Raw genomic sequence first — 18734 nt, 5'->3', positions numbered from 1 at the left:
GCCAGTTCAGCACGTGTGCTTGCCGGTTCACCGACCGCCGCTGACTGCTGCGCGAACAAAACAAAAAAGCGTCAGTAAAGGCGTGGGAAAAACCATGGGAGGGAAGTGAAATGAGAACGAGAATAGGATTGCTTGTAGCCGGCGTGATTGCGCTCGCGCCGTTGTCCGCTGCCGCTCAGGACAATAAGCCGCTCAAGATCGGTCTGTTGCTTAGTCTGAGCGGGCCGGCGGCCTCATTTGGCCTGCCGGAGCGTGATGCGGTTGAAGTGCTGGTCCGCGACCTGAACGCGCAGGGCGGTGTGAATGGGCGGAAGATCGAGCTCGCGATCTACGACGATACCACCAACCCCACGGAAGCGGCCCGCGGCGCAACCAAGCTGATTCGCGAGGACGGGGTGGTTGCGATTATCGGCGCCAGCACCGGCAGCGGCACACTGGCGGCGACGCCGATTGCCGCGCGCGAGAAGGTTCCGATGCTCGCACCGAATGCGACGATCTCGGTCACTGCGCGCGAGAGCCAGCAATACCCTTACGTGTTTCGCACGATGTCGAACGATCTGGTCAACACCAAGCGGCTGTTCGATGCCGTGATCGCAGGCGGCGCCAAGAAGATCGCCATCTTCTATCAGGAGGATGCCTACGGAAAGGACTCCGCAGTCTATGTGAAGCAGTTGGCTGAGGAGAGGAGGGTTCCGATCACCGACATGTCGTCGGCCCCGCTGAAGGCGATCGAAGTCGCGGCGCAGGCCATGAAGCTGCGCGGCAGCTCACCGGATGCCGTTATCATGCAGGTCACGGCGCCGGCGCTTGGAGCTGCGTTTGTGCGCGCGGCACGTCAGGTCGGTCTGGATGTGCCGATCTGGGGATCGATGGGGCTCGGGCAGAGGTCCTTCATCGACAGCTCCGGGGCCCTGGGAGATGGCGTCCGGCTGGTGGTCTTCGGCAATTGGGATGATCCCTCGCCGCGGCAGGCAAAGCTTGCCCAGAAGCTCAAAGATGCTGGCAAGCCGCCGCAGGGATTTGCCGAATTGCTCTCGACCAATGGGTTGCTGGCGATCGTCGAAGCTGCACGGAAGGTCAAGGGCGAGATCACGGGGTCGGTGCTGCGCGATCAGCTCGAGCAGTTGTGCAATGTCACGACCTATTCCGACGGCGAGCTCTGCTATGCGAAGGACAATCACGACGGCTGGAGCGCCGACGCGCTGACCACCGTCGAGGTGCGCAACGGAGTCTTCAGGCGAGTTTCGCCCCCCTAAGACGTGCGACATCTTGCGTGGCGGCGCCTTCACCGGAAGCCGCCACGCGAACGCAAGAAATTTAGTTATTTCAATCAGCTGATGTGATTGCCGGGATCCGTCGGCGTATTCTTGACAAAATAAAAACCTTCTGCACAGTATTAGATACCGACTAGACGGTTTTTAAAAACAAGAACCTTCGGCGTCTGCGCGGCACTGATCGGCGGGCGTTTAAATCGAAGGGGGAGGGCGGATGTACGAACTTCTAGAATTTGGCTCGCGGGGGATCTTGCTAGGCGTGACCTACGGTCTGCTCGCGTTCCCTATCAGCCTGCTTTTCATCGCCACCGACACGGTGGACCTTGCTGTCGGCGGTTACGCGGTGCTCGCGGGCGCAGTTGCAATGTTTGTCGGCGAAAGCCACGGAGCCGCTCTAGGAATTATGATGGGCATCTTTGCCGGTGTCCTGGCGTCGGCATCTGTCGGGTGCGTTTCGCTGATGCTTGGCCGCAGGCAAAAGGGCGATCCGCTCGTTCTTGTGCTCGCCAGCTTCGGCTTCGCGATCTTTCTCGAGTCGTGCGTCCTCACGCTGTTCGGGAAAGATCCATTCATCCGCCAGCCGTTTGCGAATTTCTGGAACGTGGCTGGCATTCGCATCAGCCCTCAGGCCGGTGTGAATGTGCTGGTCGGCCTGCTGCTGATCGCCTTCGTCTATGTCCTCCTCTACCGCACCTCGTGGGGTCGCGACGTGCGCGCCAGCGCCAACAATGAGCGTGGCGCGCTGCTCGCCGGCATCCCTGTTCGGGCGCTGCAGTTCTCCTCGTTCATGCTTGCGGGGCTGCTGGCGGGGATCGCCGGGGTGCTCGTGCTCTACACCTCCGGCATGGACTTCGCGTCGGGGATGCATCTGACTCTCGCCGGCTTTGGCGCGGCGATTGTGTTCGGTCTGCACGGTCCGTTACGCGGGTTCTTCGGTGGGCTCGCCATCGGCGTCGTCGAGACGATAAGTTCGGGCTACGCCAATGGCGGTCTTGCGAGTCTCGTGCCGCTTGCCTTCATCTTCGCCGTGCTGACCATCGGCCGTGTCGGCCGCCAGGGACCCGCGGGAGTTCGGGCATGAGTCTGTTCGAACGTCAGCGTTCCGCGCTCTTCTTGCTTGGCGCGCTCTCCGTCATCACGCTTTTCATCAGCGGCAATACCGTGTGGCTCGATACATCGGTGGTGATCGCGATCTATTCGCTGATCGCTCTGTCGGTCGGCATCAGCTATGGCCAGGCCGGCATTCTCTCGGTCGCGCAGGCGGCGTTCGCGTCGGTCGGGGCCTATGCCGCGGCGATCGTGACCACGCGTTACAATCTGCCGGCGGTCTTCGGCCTGGTGCTGGCACTCGTGGTGCCGCCGCTCATCGCGTATCCTCTCGCACGCCTAGTGACGCGGTTGAATGCACTGTCGCTGGCCATTGCGACGCTGGTGTTCGGTCAGGCCGTTGACATCGCTCTGCGTGAGGGGGGTGATTTCACCGGCGGATATATCGGCCTGTCAGGTATTCCACCGCTGTCGATCGCATCGACGCTGTTGCAATACCATTTCCTCAGCTGGGGCGCCGTGTTCGTTGTGGTGATCCTGCTCAGCAATCTGATCGACTCGCCGTTCGGGCGTGCGACCAGCACCCTTCGCTCAGATACACTGCGTGCTGTTGCAGATGGTGTGAACGTCCCGCACGTTCGCAGCGTCGTGTTGGCGCTGTCCGCGTCAGTCGCCGGACTTGGCGGTTGGCTTTACGCACATCACATTGCTTATATCGGGCCGGATTCGCTCGGTCCTGCCGTTTCACTCTCCGTCCTCTTGATGGCGGTGGTCGGTGGTGCGCAAACAGTACTCGGTCCAATTGTCGGCGCCGCGCTGCTGACCCTGCTGTTCAAGTTCATTCCCAGTCAGGAAGTGCAGGGGATGTTCTACGGCGGCGCGCTGATTGCCGTTCTCGTGTTATCGCCGAATGGCCTGCTGGGGCTTCGCGCTCTCTTCGGAAAATCTTCCGGAACCGTTGTCGCCAAGCCGCAAAAAAGCCCATCGCAGGTAGCCAGCAGCCCCGTCATTGCGGGAGGTACGCAATGAGCATTGACGTATCCAGTATAGACGTTCGTTTCGGCGGAGTGGTCGCGCTACAGAATGTCGATCTGACACTCAATCGCGGGGAAGTGCTTGCGGTGATCGGGCCGAACGGTTCGGGTAAGAGCACGCTGTTCAATGCGATTACCGGCTTTGTCGATATTGCAGCAGGTGCGGTCGCGGTCGATGGCGAGGATCTCGCAAGCATTCCAGCGGCCCGCCGCATCTCCAGCGGAATCTCGCGGACATTCCAGACGCCGCGCATTAATGCGTCGGCAAGCGTTGAGGATGCGGTGCTATGCGGGTTTCAACCGCACGCACGTGTCGGTTTGTGGGCTGGATTGCTCCGGCCGCCATCTATGCGGCGTAGCGAACGGGACCTGCGTGACCGGCGAACGAAACTATTGCAGGAACTCGGTCTCGGCGGTTTCGCCAAGCAACAGATGGGTGAATTGCCGATGGGCATCGTCCGCATGGTCGATATCGCGCGCGCGATGGCGGCCGAGCCGAAATATCTGCTGCTTGATGAGCCCGCGGCCGGTCTTTCGAAGACCGAGCAGCATGTGCTGGTGCAGCAGGTTCGCCAACTGGCGGCCAGAGGCGTCGGCGTGTTGCTGGTCGAGCACAATTTCGGCCTTGTGAAGCGTCTCGCCAATCGTGTCGTGGTGCTCGATCGCGGCAAGGTCCTGCTGCGTGGCACCGCCGAGGAGGTCAGCCGCCAGCCTGAATTCGTCACTGCCTATCTCGGCACCAGCGCGCATTGAGGAGCACGTCATGAATGCGATGTCTGCCGTTGATACCAGTAGCGTCGTTGTGGCCGCGCCGATGGCGCAGCCGGTTCTGTCCTGCCGCAATGTCTCAGCGCGCTATGGCCGGATCGAAGTCTGCCACGGCATCGATCTGTCGGTGGCGGCCGGAGAACTCGTCGCGGTGCTCGGACCGAACGGCGCGGGCAAGAGCAGCTTTCTCGGAGCGGTGAGCGGTCTTGTGCATGGAAGGGGCGAGATCGAGGTAGGCGGCCAGGATATCGGCCGGCTTCCGGCCCATCTCCGCGCCAAGAGTGGATTGGCATTGGTCCCTGAAATTCGCGGCAACCTTTGCCCGGCGCTGTCAGTCCAAGAGAATCTTTCTCTTGGTCTTCGGCTGATCGAAGGAGACCGGAATGCGGCGCGCGAGCACATCCTGTCGCTATTTCCGATCCTGAAGGAACGGCTTGCTGCCCCGGCCGGGATGCTGAGTGGCGGCGAGCAGCAGATGCTTGCGATCGGCATGGCGGTGGCGCGCCGACCGCGGGTGCTAATTCTGGACGAGCCAACCCAAGGACTCGCGCCGGCGGTCTACGACATCCTGCGACAGACCTTTGCCAAGTTCCGCGCCGACGGTCTGGCAATGGTTGTTGCAGAGCAGAACGTGCCGTTTGCAGCGAGCATCGCCAGCCGCTTCATCATGCTGTCCGATGGTCAAGTGGTCATGCGCGGCGGCCGTGACGAACTCAGTCAGCACGACACCATCCTTGCCGCGTTTCTCGGTGGCGACGACGGTTCATCCGACACGGCCGAGACGGGTCAGAATTCTCCATCTTCAGTAGGCTCGCTCCATGGCTAAAAGCATCAATACCAACGCGCGGCCGAAAGGCCCGCTCGCGGGCGTGCGCGTCATCGACCTTTCGCGTTTGGCGCCCGGTCCTTACTGCACGATGCTTCTCGCCGATCTCGGGGCTGAGGTAATCGTGGTTGGCGGCGGCCGCTCCGGTCTTCCGGTAACCGAACTGTCGCGTGGCAAGCAGTTCATTTCGCTCGATCTCAAAAACAGTGCAGGGCGCGAGGCTCTGCATCGGCTGGTGAAGACCGCTGATGCCCTGATCGAAGGTTTCCGCCCTGGTGTCGCCGATCGCATCGGCGCGGGATATGCCGAACTCAGCGCGATCAATCCGCGCCTGGTATACTGCTCGATGACCGGCTACGGCCAAGATGGTCCGCGTGCCCGCGAAGCCGGCCATGACATCAACTATCTGGCGATCAGCGGCGTTCTCGGTGCTGTGGGTCCGAAGAATGAAGTGTCCTCCCCTCCGCTCAATCTGCTTGCCGATTTCGGCGCGGGCGGTCTGCTCGCCGCATTCGGAATGGTGACAGCACTGTTCGAGGCCCGCGCGTCGGGCCGTGGCCAGCACGTCGATGCGGCGATGGTCGATGGCTGTCTTTCGATGATGGCGATGCATTTCCCGGGCTGGCAGACGCCGGTGATGCCGGGCCGGGGCGATGGACTGATCTCCGGCAATGCGCCATTCTATCGCTGCTATTTCTGTGCGGATGGCCGCCAAGTTTCGGTCGGCGCGCTGGAGCTCGCGTTCTTCAAGGCACTCTGGACCACGCTGAAGCTCGGCGACATTCCGGACCACATGGACATGGCGACCTGGCCGTTCATCGAGCAGACTCTCGACAGGACGTTTAGGTCGCAGCCGCGCGCGCATTGGGAAGCGATATTCGCCGGCATCGATGCCTGCGTCGCGCCGGTGCTGTCGCCGGACGAAGTCTGGCGTGAACCTCAGAACAGGCATCGTCATCCCGGTTCGTCCCATTCGAGCGTTCCGGCAATTCCGCGCTTCAGCCGGACAGCGTCGTTCAGCGGCACGCTTGATCGCAGCGACCGCAGTCGCGAGGTGCTGGTTTCGGTCGGAATGACGGATGATGAGATCGCTGCGGCGGTGCCGTCCGATCCGGCCTCCGCTGTCGAAGGCCTCTCCTGGCCGCCGGTACTCCGCAATTCGCCCCTCACTTCAAAACAAGGACAATAGCTATGCAAGCTATGGAAAAGCAGGCCTACGATACGTTCCGCGACACCATGCGGCGGATTGCGGTCGATAAGGTTGAGCCTCATGCCGCCGAAGTCGACCGCACCAAGCAGCCGCCGATCAAAGCCTATGCCGGGCTTCGCGAGGCTGGCATTCCTTCGCTTGGCTTTCCCGAGGAATACGGAGGGCAGGGCGGCGATCTCTTCTCGCAGGTAATCGCGGTGGAAGAGGTTGCTCGGGTATGCGCGACGTCCGGCCTCTCGTTGCTGACCGGATGGGCAGCGCTTGACCCGCTGGTTCGCTTCGGCTCTCCCGAATTAATCAGGGAGATCGTGCCGCCAGTGGCCGCCGGTGAAAAAATTGCCGGCTGGTGCCTGACTGAGCCGCAGGGCGGTTCGGATCTCGCCGCGCTGAAGACCCGCGCCGTGAGGGACGGGGATCATTGGGTGATCAACGGCAACAAGCGGTTCATCACCAATGCGACCTGGGCGGAGTGGTATCTCGTTCTCGCGCGGACCAGTGAGAAGGAATGTGGAATATTCATGGTGCATCGGGACGATCCGGGCATCTCATTCGGCAAGCTTGAAAACAAGATGGGCCTGCGCGGCAGCCCGACCGCTGACGTCATCTTCGACGATTGCCGCGTTTCCGCCAGTCGCGCAGTCGGCGATACCGCCCGGGGCTATGAGCACATGATCGTGTCGCTCACCATCTCGCGCCCGCTGATTTCGGCGCAGGCGCTCGGCATCGCTCAGGGCGCGCTTGATGAGGCGGTGAAGTACACCCGTGACCGCAAGCAGTTCGGTCAGTCTGTGTCGCGCTTCCAGATGGTGCGCGGCATGATCGCGGAAATGGCGGTCAAGGTCGAATCGTCGCGCAGTCTGCTCTATCGCGCGGTCGAAGCCATCGAGGCTGATCCCGTGCAGGGCCGGACGCTCGCGTCGATGGCCAAGATGATGTGCAGCGATACCGCGATGTCGGTGGCGACCGATGCGGTCCAGTTGCATGGCGGCTACGGCTATCTCGAGGATTACCCGGTCGAACGTATGATGCGTGACGCCAAGATTACGCAGATCTATGAGGGGACCAATCAGATCCAGCGGCTGATCATTGCCAAGAGCGTCTACGCGGATTGATTGATGAGCATCCTCAAGGGAGCATTGGTCCTCGATCTGAGCGAGGTGTATCAGGCGCCGATCGCCGCCCAGGTGCTGGGCGATTTCGGCGCGACCGTGATCAAGATCGAGCGGCCGGGCAGCGGTGAGATATTGCGCAACTACGACAGTTACGCGACCGCGCGCAATGCGATGAGTAGCTACTTTGCTGCGGTTAACCGCAACAAGAAGTCTTTGGCAGTCGATCTCAAGACCGAATCCGGCCGCGCGATCGTCGCACGCCTGGCAAAGACCGCCGACGTTCTCATTCACAACTATCGCCCGGGCGTCATGGAGCGCCTCGGTCTCGGCTATGAACAACTGAGGGAAGCTAACCCCCGGCTGGTCTATGCCGAGTCGAGCGGCTATGGCGCGACTGGGCCGCTGGCGCGCAATCCCGGCCAGGACATGGCGATTCAATCGCTGAGCGGCATTGCCACTGGCAACGCACGGCCAGATGGGGCGCCCGCTCTGATCAACACGCCGGTGGTTGATTTCGCCGCCGGCATGATTCTCGCGCAGGGCGTGGTGCTTGCGCTGTTGGAAAGGGAAAGTTCTGGCATCGGCCAGAAGGTCAGCACATGCCTTCTCGATGCGGCGATCGCGATGCAGAGCCTCGAGGCGGCATCGCAACTGATCTACGGATACGAAACGCGATGGATCGACAAGAGCCTCAACTTTGTGTTCCAGACCAGGGATGGCTGGATCACTGTCCTTGGCTTCTTTCGACCCAATCCGCTGCAACTGCTTTGCAACGCACTTCAGATTGAAGATCTTAGTGCTCGCGAAGGTCTCGGCAGCGCGGCAGCACAACTCGAACGTAAAGCTGAAATCTACGACCTGCTGCGCTTTGAATTTCTCCGGCTTACGACGGCGGACTGTCTGGCAAGTCTGGTGAAGCAAGACATCCTCTGCTCGCCGCTGTTGTCGCTTGCTGAGGCGCTCGATCATCCGCAGGTCCGCAACAATGGCATGGTTGTTACGGTGCCGATGCCGGACGGGAAGTCGGCTGAGGTGGTGGGCAATCCGCTGAAGTTTTCGCGGACCCCGCCATCGGTCAGCTACGGGCCCCCCGACCTCGGCGCGCACAGCCGCGATATTCTTCAATCCCTCGGGTTCAGCGAGGACGAAATCGTTCGGCATGGCGACGAAGGTGCGTTTGGCGTTGCGGCGCCAGCATGATGAACCAAGAAACATAATCAATAGGGGAGTGAATAGTTATGAAGAGAAGGTCATTGATCATCGCGCTGGGTGTCGCTGCGTCGACACTCGCTGGAGTTGCCGATCTGACCTCGGCCCGGGCGGCGGAACCCGTGAGGATCGGGCTGCTGCTAAGTCTCACGGGGCCAGCCGCGCCATTCGGAATCCCAGAGCGCGATTCGGTCGAAGTGCTGGTCAACAAGTTCAACGCGGAAGGCGGCATCAATGGCCGCAAGATCGAGTTGTCGGTGTATGACGATGCGACCAACCCGACGGAAGCGGCGCGCGGCGCAACCCAGTTGATCCAGCAAAACAAGGTGGTCGCGATCATCGGATCGACCACGGGCAGCGGCACGCTGGCGGCTGCTCCGGTCGCCATGCGCTACGAAGTGCCGATGGTGGCGCCGAACGGCACGCTCGCGGTTACCCTGAAGGAAAACAAGTTCTATCCGTGGGTCTTCCGGTCGCTGTCGGGCGATCTCACCAACACGGCGGTGATGTTCGAGCGAGCGATCGCCGGTGGTGCCAAGAAGGTCGGCCTGTTTTATCAGGAAGACGCCTATGGCAAGAACACTGCTGACTACATCGCTGAGCTGGCTAAGAAGACCAATGTGACGATCGTCGAGACGGCGACGGCTCAGCTGAAGGCTCTCGATCTGACTTCACAGGCGACCAAGATCCGTAACAGCAATCCCGATGTCGTGCTAATTCAGGCCTCGGCGCCGACGCTCGGCGCAGCCTTCGTGCGCGCCGCGCGCCAGGTTGGACTGGAAGCACCGATGTGGGCGCCGGTCGGCCTCGGCCAGAAGTCCTTCATTGATGCCAGCGGCGAAGCCGGCAACGGGGTGCGCATTGTCCTCGTTGCGAACTGGGATCAGCCGGGACAGGGGCTGCAGGATCTCGGCAAGCTGATGACCGCCGCCGGCAAGCCGCCGCAGGGATTTGGTGAAGTGATCGGCTCGAACGCGCTGCTCGCAATCACCGAGGCGGTCAAGACGATGAAAGGCGACGTGACCGGTCGCGCGCTCCGCGACGCCATCGAAAAGCTGTGCGGAATCCAGACTTACTCCGAAGGCAAGATGTGCTTCTCCACCGACAGCCATGACGGCTGGAACGGCGATCTGCTAGTCTCGGCGGAAATCCGCAACGGCAAGTTCAAGAACCTAAAGTAAGAGGCAGCGCAGCGGACCCGGGAGTGGATCGGAAGACGCCGATGAGTGATTTCTACGAGACAACGGTTGGTGAATGTATCCGCGCGCGTGCGGCTGCCTTTCCGGACCGGGTGGCCGTCGAAATGATCGGCGAGGGTCGAGAGACATATTCCGAGTGCTTCCGGGCATCGCTGGCTCTAGCCCGTGGCCTTGTGGCCGCGGGCATTCGTCAGGGCGACGCCGTTGTCGTCATGGCGCCGAACTGCCTGACGGCGATCCATGCGTGGCTCGGCGCCAACCTCGCGGGCGTGACCGAAGTCACCATCAATATTGCCTATCGCGCCCGGTTGCTCGAGCATGCCGTCAACATTTCCGGCGCGCGGCTGGTGATTGCCGAGAGCAGTTTCCTGCCAGTGTTCCGGGAGTGCGAAGCGGGGCTGAGCGGTGTCCATCACATTTTTTATTTTGATGCGCCGGGGTCCGCTGCAGAATCACCGCCGGCTTTTGAGCGGATCAGGCTCTCCCGACTGGACGACCTGCTGGCGACGGCGCCCGAAGCCGACCTGCCTGCTGCGCGGATGTCGGATGTCGCATCGGTGATCTATACGTCCGGTACCACCGGACCAGCCAAGGGCATTATGATGCCGCACGCGCAAGTCTGCGCGCTGGCTAAACAGTCGATCGATGGATTGCGGCTCGGCGAGGACGATGTTTTCTATTGCTTCCATCCGTTGTTCCACATGGCCGGAAAATTCATGGCTGTGTTTGCGACGCTGATGGCGGGAGGCCGTGTCGTGCTCGACCGTACCTTCAAGGGCGAGCTATGGGTCGATCGTGTTCGCAGCTACGGCGCGACTGTGGGGTTGGCGCATGGGCCGATGATCGAAATGATCTACGCCCAGCCGGAGCGACCCGAAGACCATCAGCACAAGGTCAGCCGATTGTTGGCGGCACCGCTGCCAAAGGCGATTGCCGAGCGTTTCGAGGCCCGTTTCAACCTGCGCGCCATCGAAGTTTGGGGCATGACCGAAATCAACATCGGCACCTGGCGGCCCTATGACGAGCCGTTGCGGCCGGGATCTTGCGGGCGCGCTAGCGACGAGTGGGTCGAACTGCGGGTCGTTGATCCTGTCACCGGTGTCGAACAGCCGTCCGGGCAGGCCGGCGAACTGGTGATCCGGCCGAGGAAGCCGTTTGCTTTCATGCGCGGGTATATCGGAATGCCGGAAAAGACCGTCGAAGCCTGGCAAAATCTCTGGTTTCACACCGGAGACATCGGGTACCGCGACGACGACGGGTACTATTATTTTGTCGATCGGCTCGGCGACCGGATCCGGCGACGTGCGGAGAACATATCGAGCTACGACATCGAAGCTGCGGCTGCAGCCCATCCCGCGGTCGCTGAGGTGGCCGCCGTTGGCGTTGCGTCGGAGTTTGAATCCGATGACGACATTAAGCTCTGTCTTGTGCCGGCGGCTGGCTCAAACATCGATCCGCTGGATATTCTTCGGCACCTTGCCGGCACGCTGCCGCACTACATGGTACCGCGTTACATCGAGATCATGCCTGCGCTGCCACGCACGCCCACCAACAAGGTGAAGAAAGCGGAGCTGCGCACGAATGGCATCACACCGCAGACTTGGGATCGGAAAACCGCAGGGATCGTATTGAAGGATTTTGTGTCTTCGCTCCGCTCTCCCGCCGAATCCGGCAGAGCCGTGATAGGCGCACATGCGATGGCGGCCCCATCGAACAAACAAAACAAGAAAGATTGACGATGTTGAAAGAAGCAACTCTTCGCAACGTGACGCTCGACGACAAATACACGCTGGAGCGTGGCCGCATTTATCTCTCCGGTGTGCAGGCGCTGGTTCGGCTGCCGCTGATGCAGCGGGCGAGGGATCGCAAGGCCGGACTCAACACCGGCGGTTTTATCTCCGGCTACCGTGGCTCGCCGCTTGGCAACTACGACAGCGCATTGTGGCGGGCAAAATCACATCTGCTGGCCGAGAACATTCGTTTCGAGCCCGGTCTGAATGAGGATCTCGCCGCAACGGCTGTCTGGGGCAGTCAGCAGGTCGGGTTGTTTCCGGGTGCGGATGTGCAGGGCGCTTTCGGCATCTGGTACGGCAAGGGGCCGGGCGTCGATCGTTCGGTAGACGCACTCAAGCATGCCAATGCCGCGGGGACCTCGCGGTTCGGCGGTGTTCTGGCCCTTGCCGGTGACGATCACGGTTGCCAATCCTCGACGCTGGCGCACCAGAGCGAGCAGGTGTTTCAGGCTGCGATGATCCCTATCCTGAATCCATCGACCGTGCAGGAATATCTCGATTTCGGCTTGTATGGATTCGCGCTGTCGCGATTTTCGGGTTGCTGGATCGGCTTCAAGGCGATTTCCGAAACGGCGGAGAGTTCGGCGTCGATCGACGTCGATCCGGATCGTCTGCAGTTCGTTTCGCCGATCGATTTCGATGCGCCGCAAGGTGGTGTGCATATCCGTTGGCCGGACCCGCCTCTCGAGGCCGAGGCGCGGCTGCATGGGCCGAAAATGCTGGCGGTCGCGGCTTTCGCGCGAGCCAACCCGATCGATCGCGTCGTGCTGGATTCTGCCGCGCCCCGGCTGGGCATTCTGACCACCGGCAAGGCCTACCTCGACGTCCGGCAGGCATTGGCCGATCTCGGTCTTAACGACCAGCGGTGCAAGGAACTGGGTCTACGCATATACAAGGTCGGCCTGACCTGGCCGCTCGAGGTCGAAGGCGCGCGCCGGTTTGCGGACGGCCTCACGGATGTTCTCGTCGTGGAGGAGAAGCACGGATTCATCGAACAGCAGTTCGTGCACGCGCTCTACAACATGGATGCCTCGCGCCGTCCGTCGGTGGTCGGCAAGCGCGCCGAGAACGGCGCTCCCTTGCTGCCCAGCCAGGGCGAATTGTCGCCGAGCATGGTCGCACGCGCGATTGTCTCGCGTCTCGACAGGATCGGTGCATCCAGTCAGGCTCTTTCCCAGCGCGTCGCACGGCTCGAGAGCTTCGAACAGGTCGCCGCGACGCAGCAGATCAAGTCGCAGCGCGCGCCGTTCTTCTGCTCCGGCTGTCCGCACAACACATCGACGGTTCTGCCCGAAGGCAGCCGCGCCATGGCCGGCATCGGCTGCCACAGCATGGCGATGTGGATGCCGACACGAAACACCGAGACCGTCACCCACATGGGAGCGGAGGGCGCCAACTGGATCGGGCAGGCGCCGTTCACGCGCGAGAAGCATGTGTTCCAGAATCTCGGCGATGGCACCTACACTCATAGTGGATTGCTGGCGATCCGCGCCGCGGCCGTGGCTAAAGTGAACATCACCTACAAGATTCTCTATAATGATGCGGTGGCCATGACCGGCGGCCAGTCGGCCGAGGGCAGCTTCACGGTGCCTCAGATCGCAAACCAGGTTGCGGCCGAGGGCGCGGTCCGGGTTGCGATCGTATCGGACGAGCCAGGCAAATATGCCGGCGTCACCGGGCTGCCGGCAGGCAGCACCATTCACGATCGCCAGGAGTTGGATGCGGTGCAGCGAGAGTTGCGCGACGTTCCCGGCCTGACGGTTTTGATCTACGACCAGACCTGCGCGGCGGAAAAACGTCGGCGCCGCAAGCGCGGCCAGTACCCCGATCCGTCGAAGCGGGTTTTCATCAACAATCTGGTCTGCGAGGGGTGCGGCGATTGTTCGACGAAATCGAACTGCGTTTCGGTGCGGCCGCTCGAGACCGAACTCGGCCGGAAGCGGACCATCGACCAGTCGAACTGCAACAAGGATTTCTCCTGCGTCAACGGCTTCTGTCCGAGTTTTGTCACGGTCCACGGCGCCGAGCCGCGCAAGGCGCGCAAACCTGCAACCGCGGCGGCGCAGAATCCGTTCGCGGCCATTCCCGAGCCGTCGCCGGTCGCGCTCAACGAGCCGTATAACGTGCTGGTCACCGGCATCGGCGGCACCGGGGTAATCACGCTCGGCGCCATTCTCGGAATGGCGGCGCATCTCGAAGGCAAGGGCTGCACCGCGCTCGATTTCACCGGTCTCGCACAGAAGAACGGCGCGGTGATGAGCCATCTGCGGATCGCGCCGGCGCCGGAAGATCTGTCGGTGACGCGAATCCCGGTAGGTGGCGCAAACCTTCTGATCGGCTGCGATATGGTGGTGGCGGCAGGCGCGCAGGCGTTGTCGCGTCTGGAAAACGGCGTGTCCCGCGCGGTGGTTAACACGGCGCTGGTGCCGACGGCTGCGTTCGTCATGGATGGCGATGTCGATTTCGAAGGGCAGAGAATTTTCAGCACCCTTCGTAAGGCTGTCGGCGATCAGCGCCTCAGCCTGATCGATGGTTCGGGCATCGCCACCGCTCTGATGGGAGATTCGATCGCGACTAATTTGTTCATGCTCGGCTTCGCGTTCCAGAAGGGCCTGTTGCCGGTCGGGCTTGCGGCACTGGAGAAAGCGATCGAGATCAACGGCGCGGCGGTCGATGCCAACAAGCGCACCTTCGCGTGGGGACGGCTCGCGGCGCATGATCCGGATCAGGTTACGGCGGCGGTTCGCCCCAGCGCCGTGCCGCAGGAACTGCCCCAATCATTGGCGGAGCGGGTGAAGTACCGTGCTGATTTCCTCGCCCGCTATCAGGATGCGGCCTATGCTGCGCGCTATAGCGATTTGATCACGCGCGTACGGGAGGCCGAGTCACGCTGCGCGCCCAGTCGCACCGATCTCGGGGAGGCAGCGGCGCTGAGCTTGTTCAAGCTGATGGCGATCAAGGACGAGTACGAGGTTGCCCGCCTTTATACCGACGGGTCGTTTATCGCGGATCTCGAGCGTCAGTTCGAGGGCGACTACAAGCTGGAGTTTCATCTGGCGCCGCCGCTGCTTGCCAAGCGCGACGCCGTGACCGGGCATCTGAAGAAGCGGTCGTTCGGTCCATGGGTTTTCCGGGCGTTCGGGCTGCTGGCGCGCCTGAAGGGTTTGCGCGGCGGTCCTCTCGATATCTTCGGCTATACCGCCGAGCGAAGGATGGAGCGGGATCTGCTCACGCACTTCGAGGGCCTTCTTGATCGGATTCTTGCCCGGCTCACGCCGGAGAACCATGTTATTGCCGTCGAGCTGGCGAAGATTCCGCAGACGATCAGAGGCTTTGGCCACGTCAAGGAACGAAGTGTGACGTCCGCGCGTGCGTTAGAGGCCGATCTGCTTACGACGTTTGAGAATCCCTCCCGCCTCAAGGTGGCTGCCGAGTGAAAGATACACCCAGTCAGCGCAAGAAACGACCGTTGTTCATGAAGCCAGAGCCGGCTGCCGGCAGGGAAGCTGGGTCCGGATCGCTGCGCCTGGCGACGCTGGCAAACGCGCCGCGCTCCCGCCATTCGGAGGAGGCGCCGGTTGATCGCATCTGCGAGGCCGCGCTCGAACTCTTTGTGAAGAAGGGCTATCGCGCCACCACGATCGATGAGATCGCAAAGCGCGGCCGCCTGACCAAGGGTGCGGTCTACTATTATTTCCAGAGCAAAGCCGAGCTGCTCGATGAAATCGTTGAGCGTGTCAAAAACGACTATCCCTGCGGTATTCCGGAAGGGAGCGGTCCTCAGGAAAAGCTCGTTAATTTTTTTCATACCCAAGCGAAGTGGGCGATCGAACGGCCAACCAACCTGCTTCTGATGATCCTGATGTCTGTCGAGTTCAAGGACACGAAAAACGAAACGAAACTCAAGATCGACCAGATCTACGCCGAGATGTCGAATGCGATCGCGGAAATTGTCGACGAAGGCAAGGCGAGCGGCGTTTTCTCCAGCTCGCTGTCCTCAAAACAGCTTGGCGCGTTCTATGTCGCTGCGCATGACGGCATGATGCTGGAGTGGTATCGCGGCGGCCGCAAGCCGCAGAAAGGCGTCGAGCTCATCCAGGCGCTGCGCACGTCCTTCCTAGCGGCACTCGCTGTGGTCTGATCGTCGACCCGAGAGACACATCATTTTTTGCTTTGGAGTGGTCTGGCTCCGCTGATCACAGCGGAGCCAAGGATATGTCAGATGTTCAGTTCGCCGCGAAGCGCGTGCGCCGCGAGCAGGAAGAAGCCCTGACCGAACAGCGTAGTGCCGAATGGCACGCCCGGGCCGCCCGGCGGGACGGCGACGCCCGGCACCGCGCCGTTTTCCTGCACGGATCCCGCCACCACGCGCCAGGCCCGCACCGCGCCTTCAATGAAATCGTCACCGACGATCTTTTGCCGGACGGCCGTCCGCGCGGCGTAGGCGTACATCAGCGCTGCGGATGCCTCGAGCTTTGAATAGCGATCATCCAGGATATGGTGGAAGTAGCCCGAACGATCCTGGAACGGACGCATCGCCGTCAGGGCCTTGCGGCAGGTTTCCGCGACGAGGGCGGATTTCGCGTGGTCAGGCGCGAGAGCCAGCATGTCGACGGAGCAGGCGATCAGCCAGCCGTTGCCGCGCGCCCACAGTGTGGATTGCGGGAAATGGTTGGGCCGCTCGCACCAGGCATGCCGCGACAGGTGGACATGCGGGTCGACCAGATACTTGATGTGGGTCTCGTACTGGCGAAATGCCTCGTCGATATAGGCTTGGTCGCCGGTGAGCTTGCCGAGCCGGATCAGGAATGGACACATCATGTAGAGGAAATCGACCCAGAGCTCCGGCGCCTCGGTGCGGGCGCAGATGCCGCCTTCGCTGGTGCGGGGCGCGGCGAGCAGGGCCTTGGCCTGCAACTGCGCCGCTTCCATGTACCGCTTGTCCTTGGTGCGCTCGTAGAAGTCGAGCAGCGGATAGCCGAGGCTCGCGGACAGGCTGGCGGTCGGGGTGAATGTGGCAACATGACCCGCGGGCAGATCGAGGCGCTCGCTGTAGTTCAGGCATCCCTCAGTGGTCTGGGTTTCCACCGCGCGATCCATCCAAATCTGGATCGCGGCGATGGAGTCGTCGAATTCCCATGCGAGGATGCCGGTCAGGGCCGGGGCTTTTTCCCAGTAGTCCCGCTCGTAGGGATTCTTGAGGGTGTAGTCGATCACCCTGGCAACGAGCTCTTTGGGATTGAGTGTCATGGCGTTTCCTTTCGCTCTTTAATGGCGGATTTCGATCTGGGTACCGCAAGGCATTAGTGCTCATCATTCCATTACAATCCGACTAGTCGGTATGTAATCTTTAGTCAAGATGCTGGGGGCCAGGCGCTCCCGTTCAGGGTGTGACTTTTGTCATCGGCTGAACTCGTCGATGATGCACAGCATTCGGAACACTTTGCCGTCGTGGGTGCGGTCAGCGACGAAGTCGTAGAAGGCCGTTGTCCGGCCGTTCACGCAAGGTCGTCAGGATCGAGCTGCAGCAACGGCCTTGATTTCGATGATAAGGCCCGGTCGGGCAAGTCCCGCGATGTCCAGTATGGTCCATGTGGGAAAAGGCGCGGGCACGTATTGGCTTTTGACCTTCATAAACTCCGCCAGATGGGTGCTCAATCCGACGTGATAGGAGACGAGTTCGACAAGATCGCTCATTTGGCAGCCAGCGTCTTCCAGAACGAGCTTTAACCGCTCGAAAGCGTTGACGAACTGTTCCGCCGGTTGTTCAGGCATCGATCCGTCGGGATTGAGGCCGATCTGACCCGCTACGAAGACAAGACCACCAGCCTTCACCGCAGATGAGTACTCGAATTTGTCGAAGATCGTTCCTCCGCCAGCAGCGGCGAAGATCGGATTCGTGCAGCGGTATGTTGTCTTGGTCATAAGAAAGTTCTCACAGTTCTGGAAGTTTGAGATTGTCAAAGGCGGGTGCCGGGCGCCAGTTCGAGACCGAGCAGAAGCCTGCCATAGGCTTCCGAAATCGGTTCGGGTTGGAGCAGAAAATGCGAGCTCATGGCATGAACGTCGCGGAACAGTCGCTCGATCCGCGTACCCTCGGGCAGGATTGAACCGCCGATGGCAGCAAAGAGTCGTTGCGCTGAGCTGAGCGCCTGCCGTGAGGCAAGCGCGATTTTCGCACGATTGAGCCCGCGTTCTTCCGGCGATAGGACGCCGACTTTTTGAATACGCTTTTCGATCATCGCGGTTTCAGAAAGCAGGAATTCACGCAGGAAACTCATGGTCGCAGCGCTGTTACCGGCATCGACTTGTGCGATTTTATCATTGATTTGAACTTGCTGATTACCGGAGCTGATGCGGCTGCGAATGATCTTGATGCACTCTTCGCTGCCAGCGCTAGCGACGCCGAGCGTCGGCGCCAGCACCGACATCGCAAAGGCCGTGTTGAGCGGAAAGTCGAAGCACGGTTCGGTATTCGTGTTGGTCGGATGCTTCCGGCCGGCTTGCAGTTCCGACCAGCTCATGAAGCGGTGAGCAGGAACGAAAGCCTTTTCCAGAGCGATGTTTTTGCTCCCAGTGCCACGCATACCCATTACGCGCCAGCTCTGGTGGTCGATCTCAAATTCTGATTGGGGAACGAGGACAATGTGAGGCTCCTCGCCTCCGTTCGATCCTGGCAAGTTGACCAAGAGCCCGAGCCACGTCGAGATATCCACGCCGGACGCATATCGCCATCGTCCACTCAGGACGACCCCGCCTTCAGCGGCTTCAACGTTAATGTCTTGACCCACACCACCCGTCAGCATCGGAACGATGGGCGAGACGTTGGCTGCGAAGATCTCGCTTTGGGCTTCGGCTGAAAATTTTCCGAGCATCATGATGTTGGCACTGCTGAGGCCGGCGAGCCAGGCGCAGGACGAACAGCCCCGCGCGATGTCAAATGTTCCTTCCCACGAGAAACGAGGCGACAGACCAAGACCGCCGAACTGCAACGGGCGCATCAGATGAAATAGCCCTGTGTCGAACAGCCGTTCTGCAACGTCGTCGGGGATCCGTCGCGTCTCTTCGACTCGTGCTGCCTGCTCGGTCAGCCATGGGATGAGAGCTGCCGTTTTCGCAAGTACAGTCTCGGCCTCCCTTTCGACCGAGTCTGTCTCCGAAGCAGTCCGATGTGCCAAACCCATTGCGAATGCCTCCTCTCGCGCTATCATTGCTGATTGCGATACCGCTGACGGGCGCCGGGCGCTGTATCGCTGGATACG

At 61.3% G+C, this 18734-nt stretch carries 15 protein-coding genes; 12 read left to right on the top strand and 3 right to left on the bottom strand.

Annotation, left to right across the window (positions count from 1 at the left end; translation table 11 throughout):
• Positions 1–110 precede the first annotated feature (110 nt).
• The 12 genes from AC07UB_RS09175 (at position 111) to AC07UB_RS09120 (ending at position 15613) form a co-directional block, all read left to right on the top strand.
• Positions 111–1256 (top strand): ABC transporter substrate-binding protein, encoded by a 1146-nt coding sequence (locus tag AC07UB_RS09175; RefSeq protein WP_492792281.1) that lies wholly within the window; start codon positions 111–113, stop codon positions 1254–1256.
• Positions 1257–1488: 232 nt separating this feature from the next.
• On the top strand, positions 1489–2355 hold the full coding sequence (locus AC07UB_RS09170; RefSeq protein WP_492792282.1) for a branched-chain amino acid ABC transporter permease: 867 nt from the start codon (positions 1489–1491) through the stop codon (positions 2353–2355).
• On the top strand, positions 2352–3350 hold the full coding sequence (locus AC07UB_RS09165) for a branched-chain amino acid ABC transporter permease (RefSeq protein WP_492792283.1): 999 nt from the start codon (positions 2352–2354) through the stop codon (positions 3348–3350). Before AC07UB_RS09170 ends, AC07UB_RS09165 begins: the two co-directional genes overlap by 4 nt.
• A complete protein-coding gene (locus AC07UB_RS09160) occupies positions 3347–4108 on the top strand; it encodes an ABC transporter ATP-binding protein (RefSeq protein WP_492792284.1) in 762 nt (253 codons plus the stop codon). Before AC07UB_RS09165 ends, AC07UB_RS09160 begins: the two co-directional genes overlap by 4 nt.
• A 10-nt stretch (positions 4109–4118) precedes the next feature.
• Positions 4119–4949, top strand: a complete 831-nt coding sequence (locus AC07UB_RS09155; protein ID WP_492792285.1) for an ABC transporter ATP-binding protein — start codon at positions 4119–4121, stop codon at positions 4947–4949.
• On the top strand, positions 4942–6138 hold the full coding sequence (locus AC07UB_RS09150; protein WP_492792286.1) for a CaiB/BaiF CoA transferase family protein: 1197 nt from the start codon (positions 4942–4944) through the stop codon (positions 6136–6138). Before AC07UB_RS09155 ends, AC07UB_RS09150 begins: the two co-directional genes overlap by 8 nt.
• A gap of 2 nt (positions 6139–6140) precedes the next feature.
• Positions 6141–7271, top strand: coding sequence for an acyl-CoA dehydrogenase family protein (locus tag AC07UB_RS09145; RefSeq protein WP_492792287.1), 1131 nt, complete (start codon positions 6141–6143; stop codon positions 7269–7271).
• Positions 7272–7274: 3 nt separating this feature from the next.
• Positions 7275–8471: a CaiB/BaiF CoA transferase family protein gene (locus tag AC07UB_RS09140; RefSeq protein WP_492792288.1), complete on the top strand. Its 1197-nt coding sequence runs from the start codon at positions 7275–7277 to the stop codon at positions 8469–8471.
• Positions 8472–8509: 38 nt separating this feature from the next.
• Entirely contained in the window at positions 8510–9661 is a 1152-nt protein-coding gene (locus tag AC07UB_RS09135) for an ABC transporter substrate-binding protein (RefSeq protein WP_492792289.1), read from the top strand.
• A gap of 41 nt (positions 9662–9702) precedes the next feature.
• Positions 9703–11415: an AMP-binding protein gene (locus tag AC07UB_RS09130; RefSeq protein WP_492792290.1), complete on the top strand. Its 1713-nt coding sequence runs from the start codon at positions 9703–9705 to the stop codon at positions 11413–11415.
• A 2-nt stretch (positions 11416–11417) separates the two neighbouring features.
• The gene (locus tag AC07UB_RS09125) at positions 11418–14909 is read left to right on the top strand and encodes an indolepyruvate ferredoxin oxidoreductase family protein (RefSeq protein WP_492792291.1); all 3492 of its coding nucleotides are present in this window, start codon (positions 11418–11420) and stop codon (positions 14907–14909) included.
• A 38-nt stretch (positions 14910–14947) separates the two neighbouring features.
• A complete protein-coding gene (locus AC07UB_RS09120) occupies positions 14948–15613 on the top strand; it encodes a TetR/AcrR family transcriptional regulator (RefSeq protein WP_492792292.1) in 666 nt (221 codons plus the stop codon).
• Between the two features lie 77 nt (positions 15614–15690).
• Here AC07UB_RS09120 and AC07UB_RS09115 read toward each other — a convergent pair whose 3' ends face one another.
• The 3 genes from AC07UB_RS09115 to AC07UB_RS09105 form a co-directional block, all read right to left on the bottom strand.
• Positions 15691–16722 (bottom strand): glycoside hydrolase family 88 protein, encoded by a 1032-nt coding sequence (locus tag AC07UB_RS09115; RefSeq protein WP_492792293.1) that lies wholly within the window; start codon positions 16720–16722, stop codon positions 15691–15693.
• Positions 16723–16983: 261 nt separating this feature from the next.
• Entirely contained in the window at positions 16984–17397 is a 414-nt protein-coding gene (locus AC07UB_RS09110; RefSeq protein WP_492792294.1) for a RidA family protein, read from the bottom strand.
• Between the two features lie 35 nt (positions 17398–17432).
• Positions 17433–18656, bottom strand: coding sequence for an acyl-CoA dehydrogenase family protein (locus tag AC07UB_RS09105; protein ID WP_492792295.1), 1224 nt, complete (start codon positions 18654–18656; stop codon positions 17433–17435).
• Positions 18657–18734 lie beyond the last annotated feature (78 nt).

The organism is Afipia sp. GW821-FHT04G03 (assembly GCF_059419985.1).
This window is presented reverse-complemented; position numbering and strand designations above follow the sequence as displayed.

Excerpts from the sequence above, each read along its gene's own strand:
- AC07UB_RS09135 (WP_492792289.1), top strand. The coding sequence starts at position 8,510 with ATGAAGAGAAGGTCATTGATCATCGCGCTGGGTGTCGCTGCGTCGACA.
- AC07UB_RS09145 (WP_492792287.1), top strand. The coding sequence starts at position 6,141 with ATGCAAGCTATGGAAAAGCAGGCCTACGATACGTTCCGCGACACCATG.
- AC07UB_RS09115 (WP_492792293.1), bottom strand. The coding sequence starts at position 16,722 with ATGACACTCAATCCCAAAGAGCTCGTTGCCAGGGTGATCGACTACACC.
- AC07UB_RS09105 (WP_492792295.1), bottom strand. The coding sequence starts at position 18,656 with ATGGGTTTGGCACATCGGACTGCTTCGGAGACAGACTCGGTCGAAAGG.
- AC07UB_RS09160 (WP_492792284.1), top strand. The coding sequence starts at position 3,347 with ATGAGCATTGACGTATCCAGTATAGACGTTCGTTTCGGCGGAGTGGTC.
- AC07UB_RS09110 (WP_492792294.1), bottom strand. The coding sequence starts at position 17,397 with ATGACCAAGACAACATACCGCTGCACGAATCCGATCTTCGCCGCTGCT.
- AC07UB_RS09125 (WP_492792291.1), top strand. The coding sequence starts at position 11,418 with ATGTTGAAAGAAGCAACTCTTCGCAACGTGACGCTCGACGACAAATAC.
- AC07UB_RS09150 (WP_492792286.1), top strand. The coding sequence starts at position 4,942 with ATGGCTAAAAGCATCAATACCAACGCGCGGCCGAAAGGCCCGCTCGCG.
- AC07UB_RS09120 (WP_492792292.1), top strand. The coding sequence starts at position 14,948 with ATGAAGCCAGAGCCGGCTGCCGGCAGGGAAGCTGGGTCCGGATCGCTG.
- AC07UB_RS09175 (WP_492792281.1), top strand. The coding sequence starts at position 111 with ATGAGAACGAGAATAGGATTGCTTGTAGCCGGCGTGATTGCGCTCGCG.
- AC07UB_RS09130 (WP_492792290.1), top strand. The coding sequence starts at position 9,703 with ATGAGTGATTTCTACGAGACAACGGTTGGTGAATGTATCCGCGCGCGT.
- AC07UB_RS09165 (WP_492792283.1), top strand. The coding sequence starts at position 2,352 with ATGAGTCTGTTCGAACGTCAGCGTTCCGCGCTCTTCTTGCTTGGCGCG.
- AC07UB_RS09170 (WP_492792282.1), top strand. The coding sequence starts at position 1,489 with ATGTACGAACTTCTAGAATTTGGCTCGCGGGGGATCTTGCTAGGCGTG.
- AC07UB_RS09155 (WP_492792285.1), top strand. The coding sequence starts at position 4,119 with ATGAATGCGATGTCTGCCGTTGATACCAGTAGCGTCGTTGTGGCCGCG.
- AC07UB_RS09140 (WP_492792288.1), top strand. The coding sequence starts at position 7,275 with ATGAGCATCCTCAAGGGAGCATTGGTCCTCGATCTGAGCGAGGTGTAT.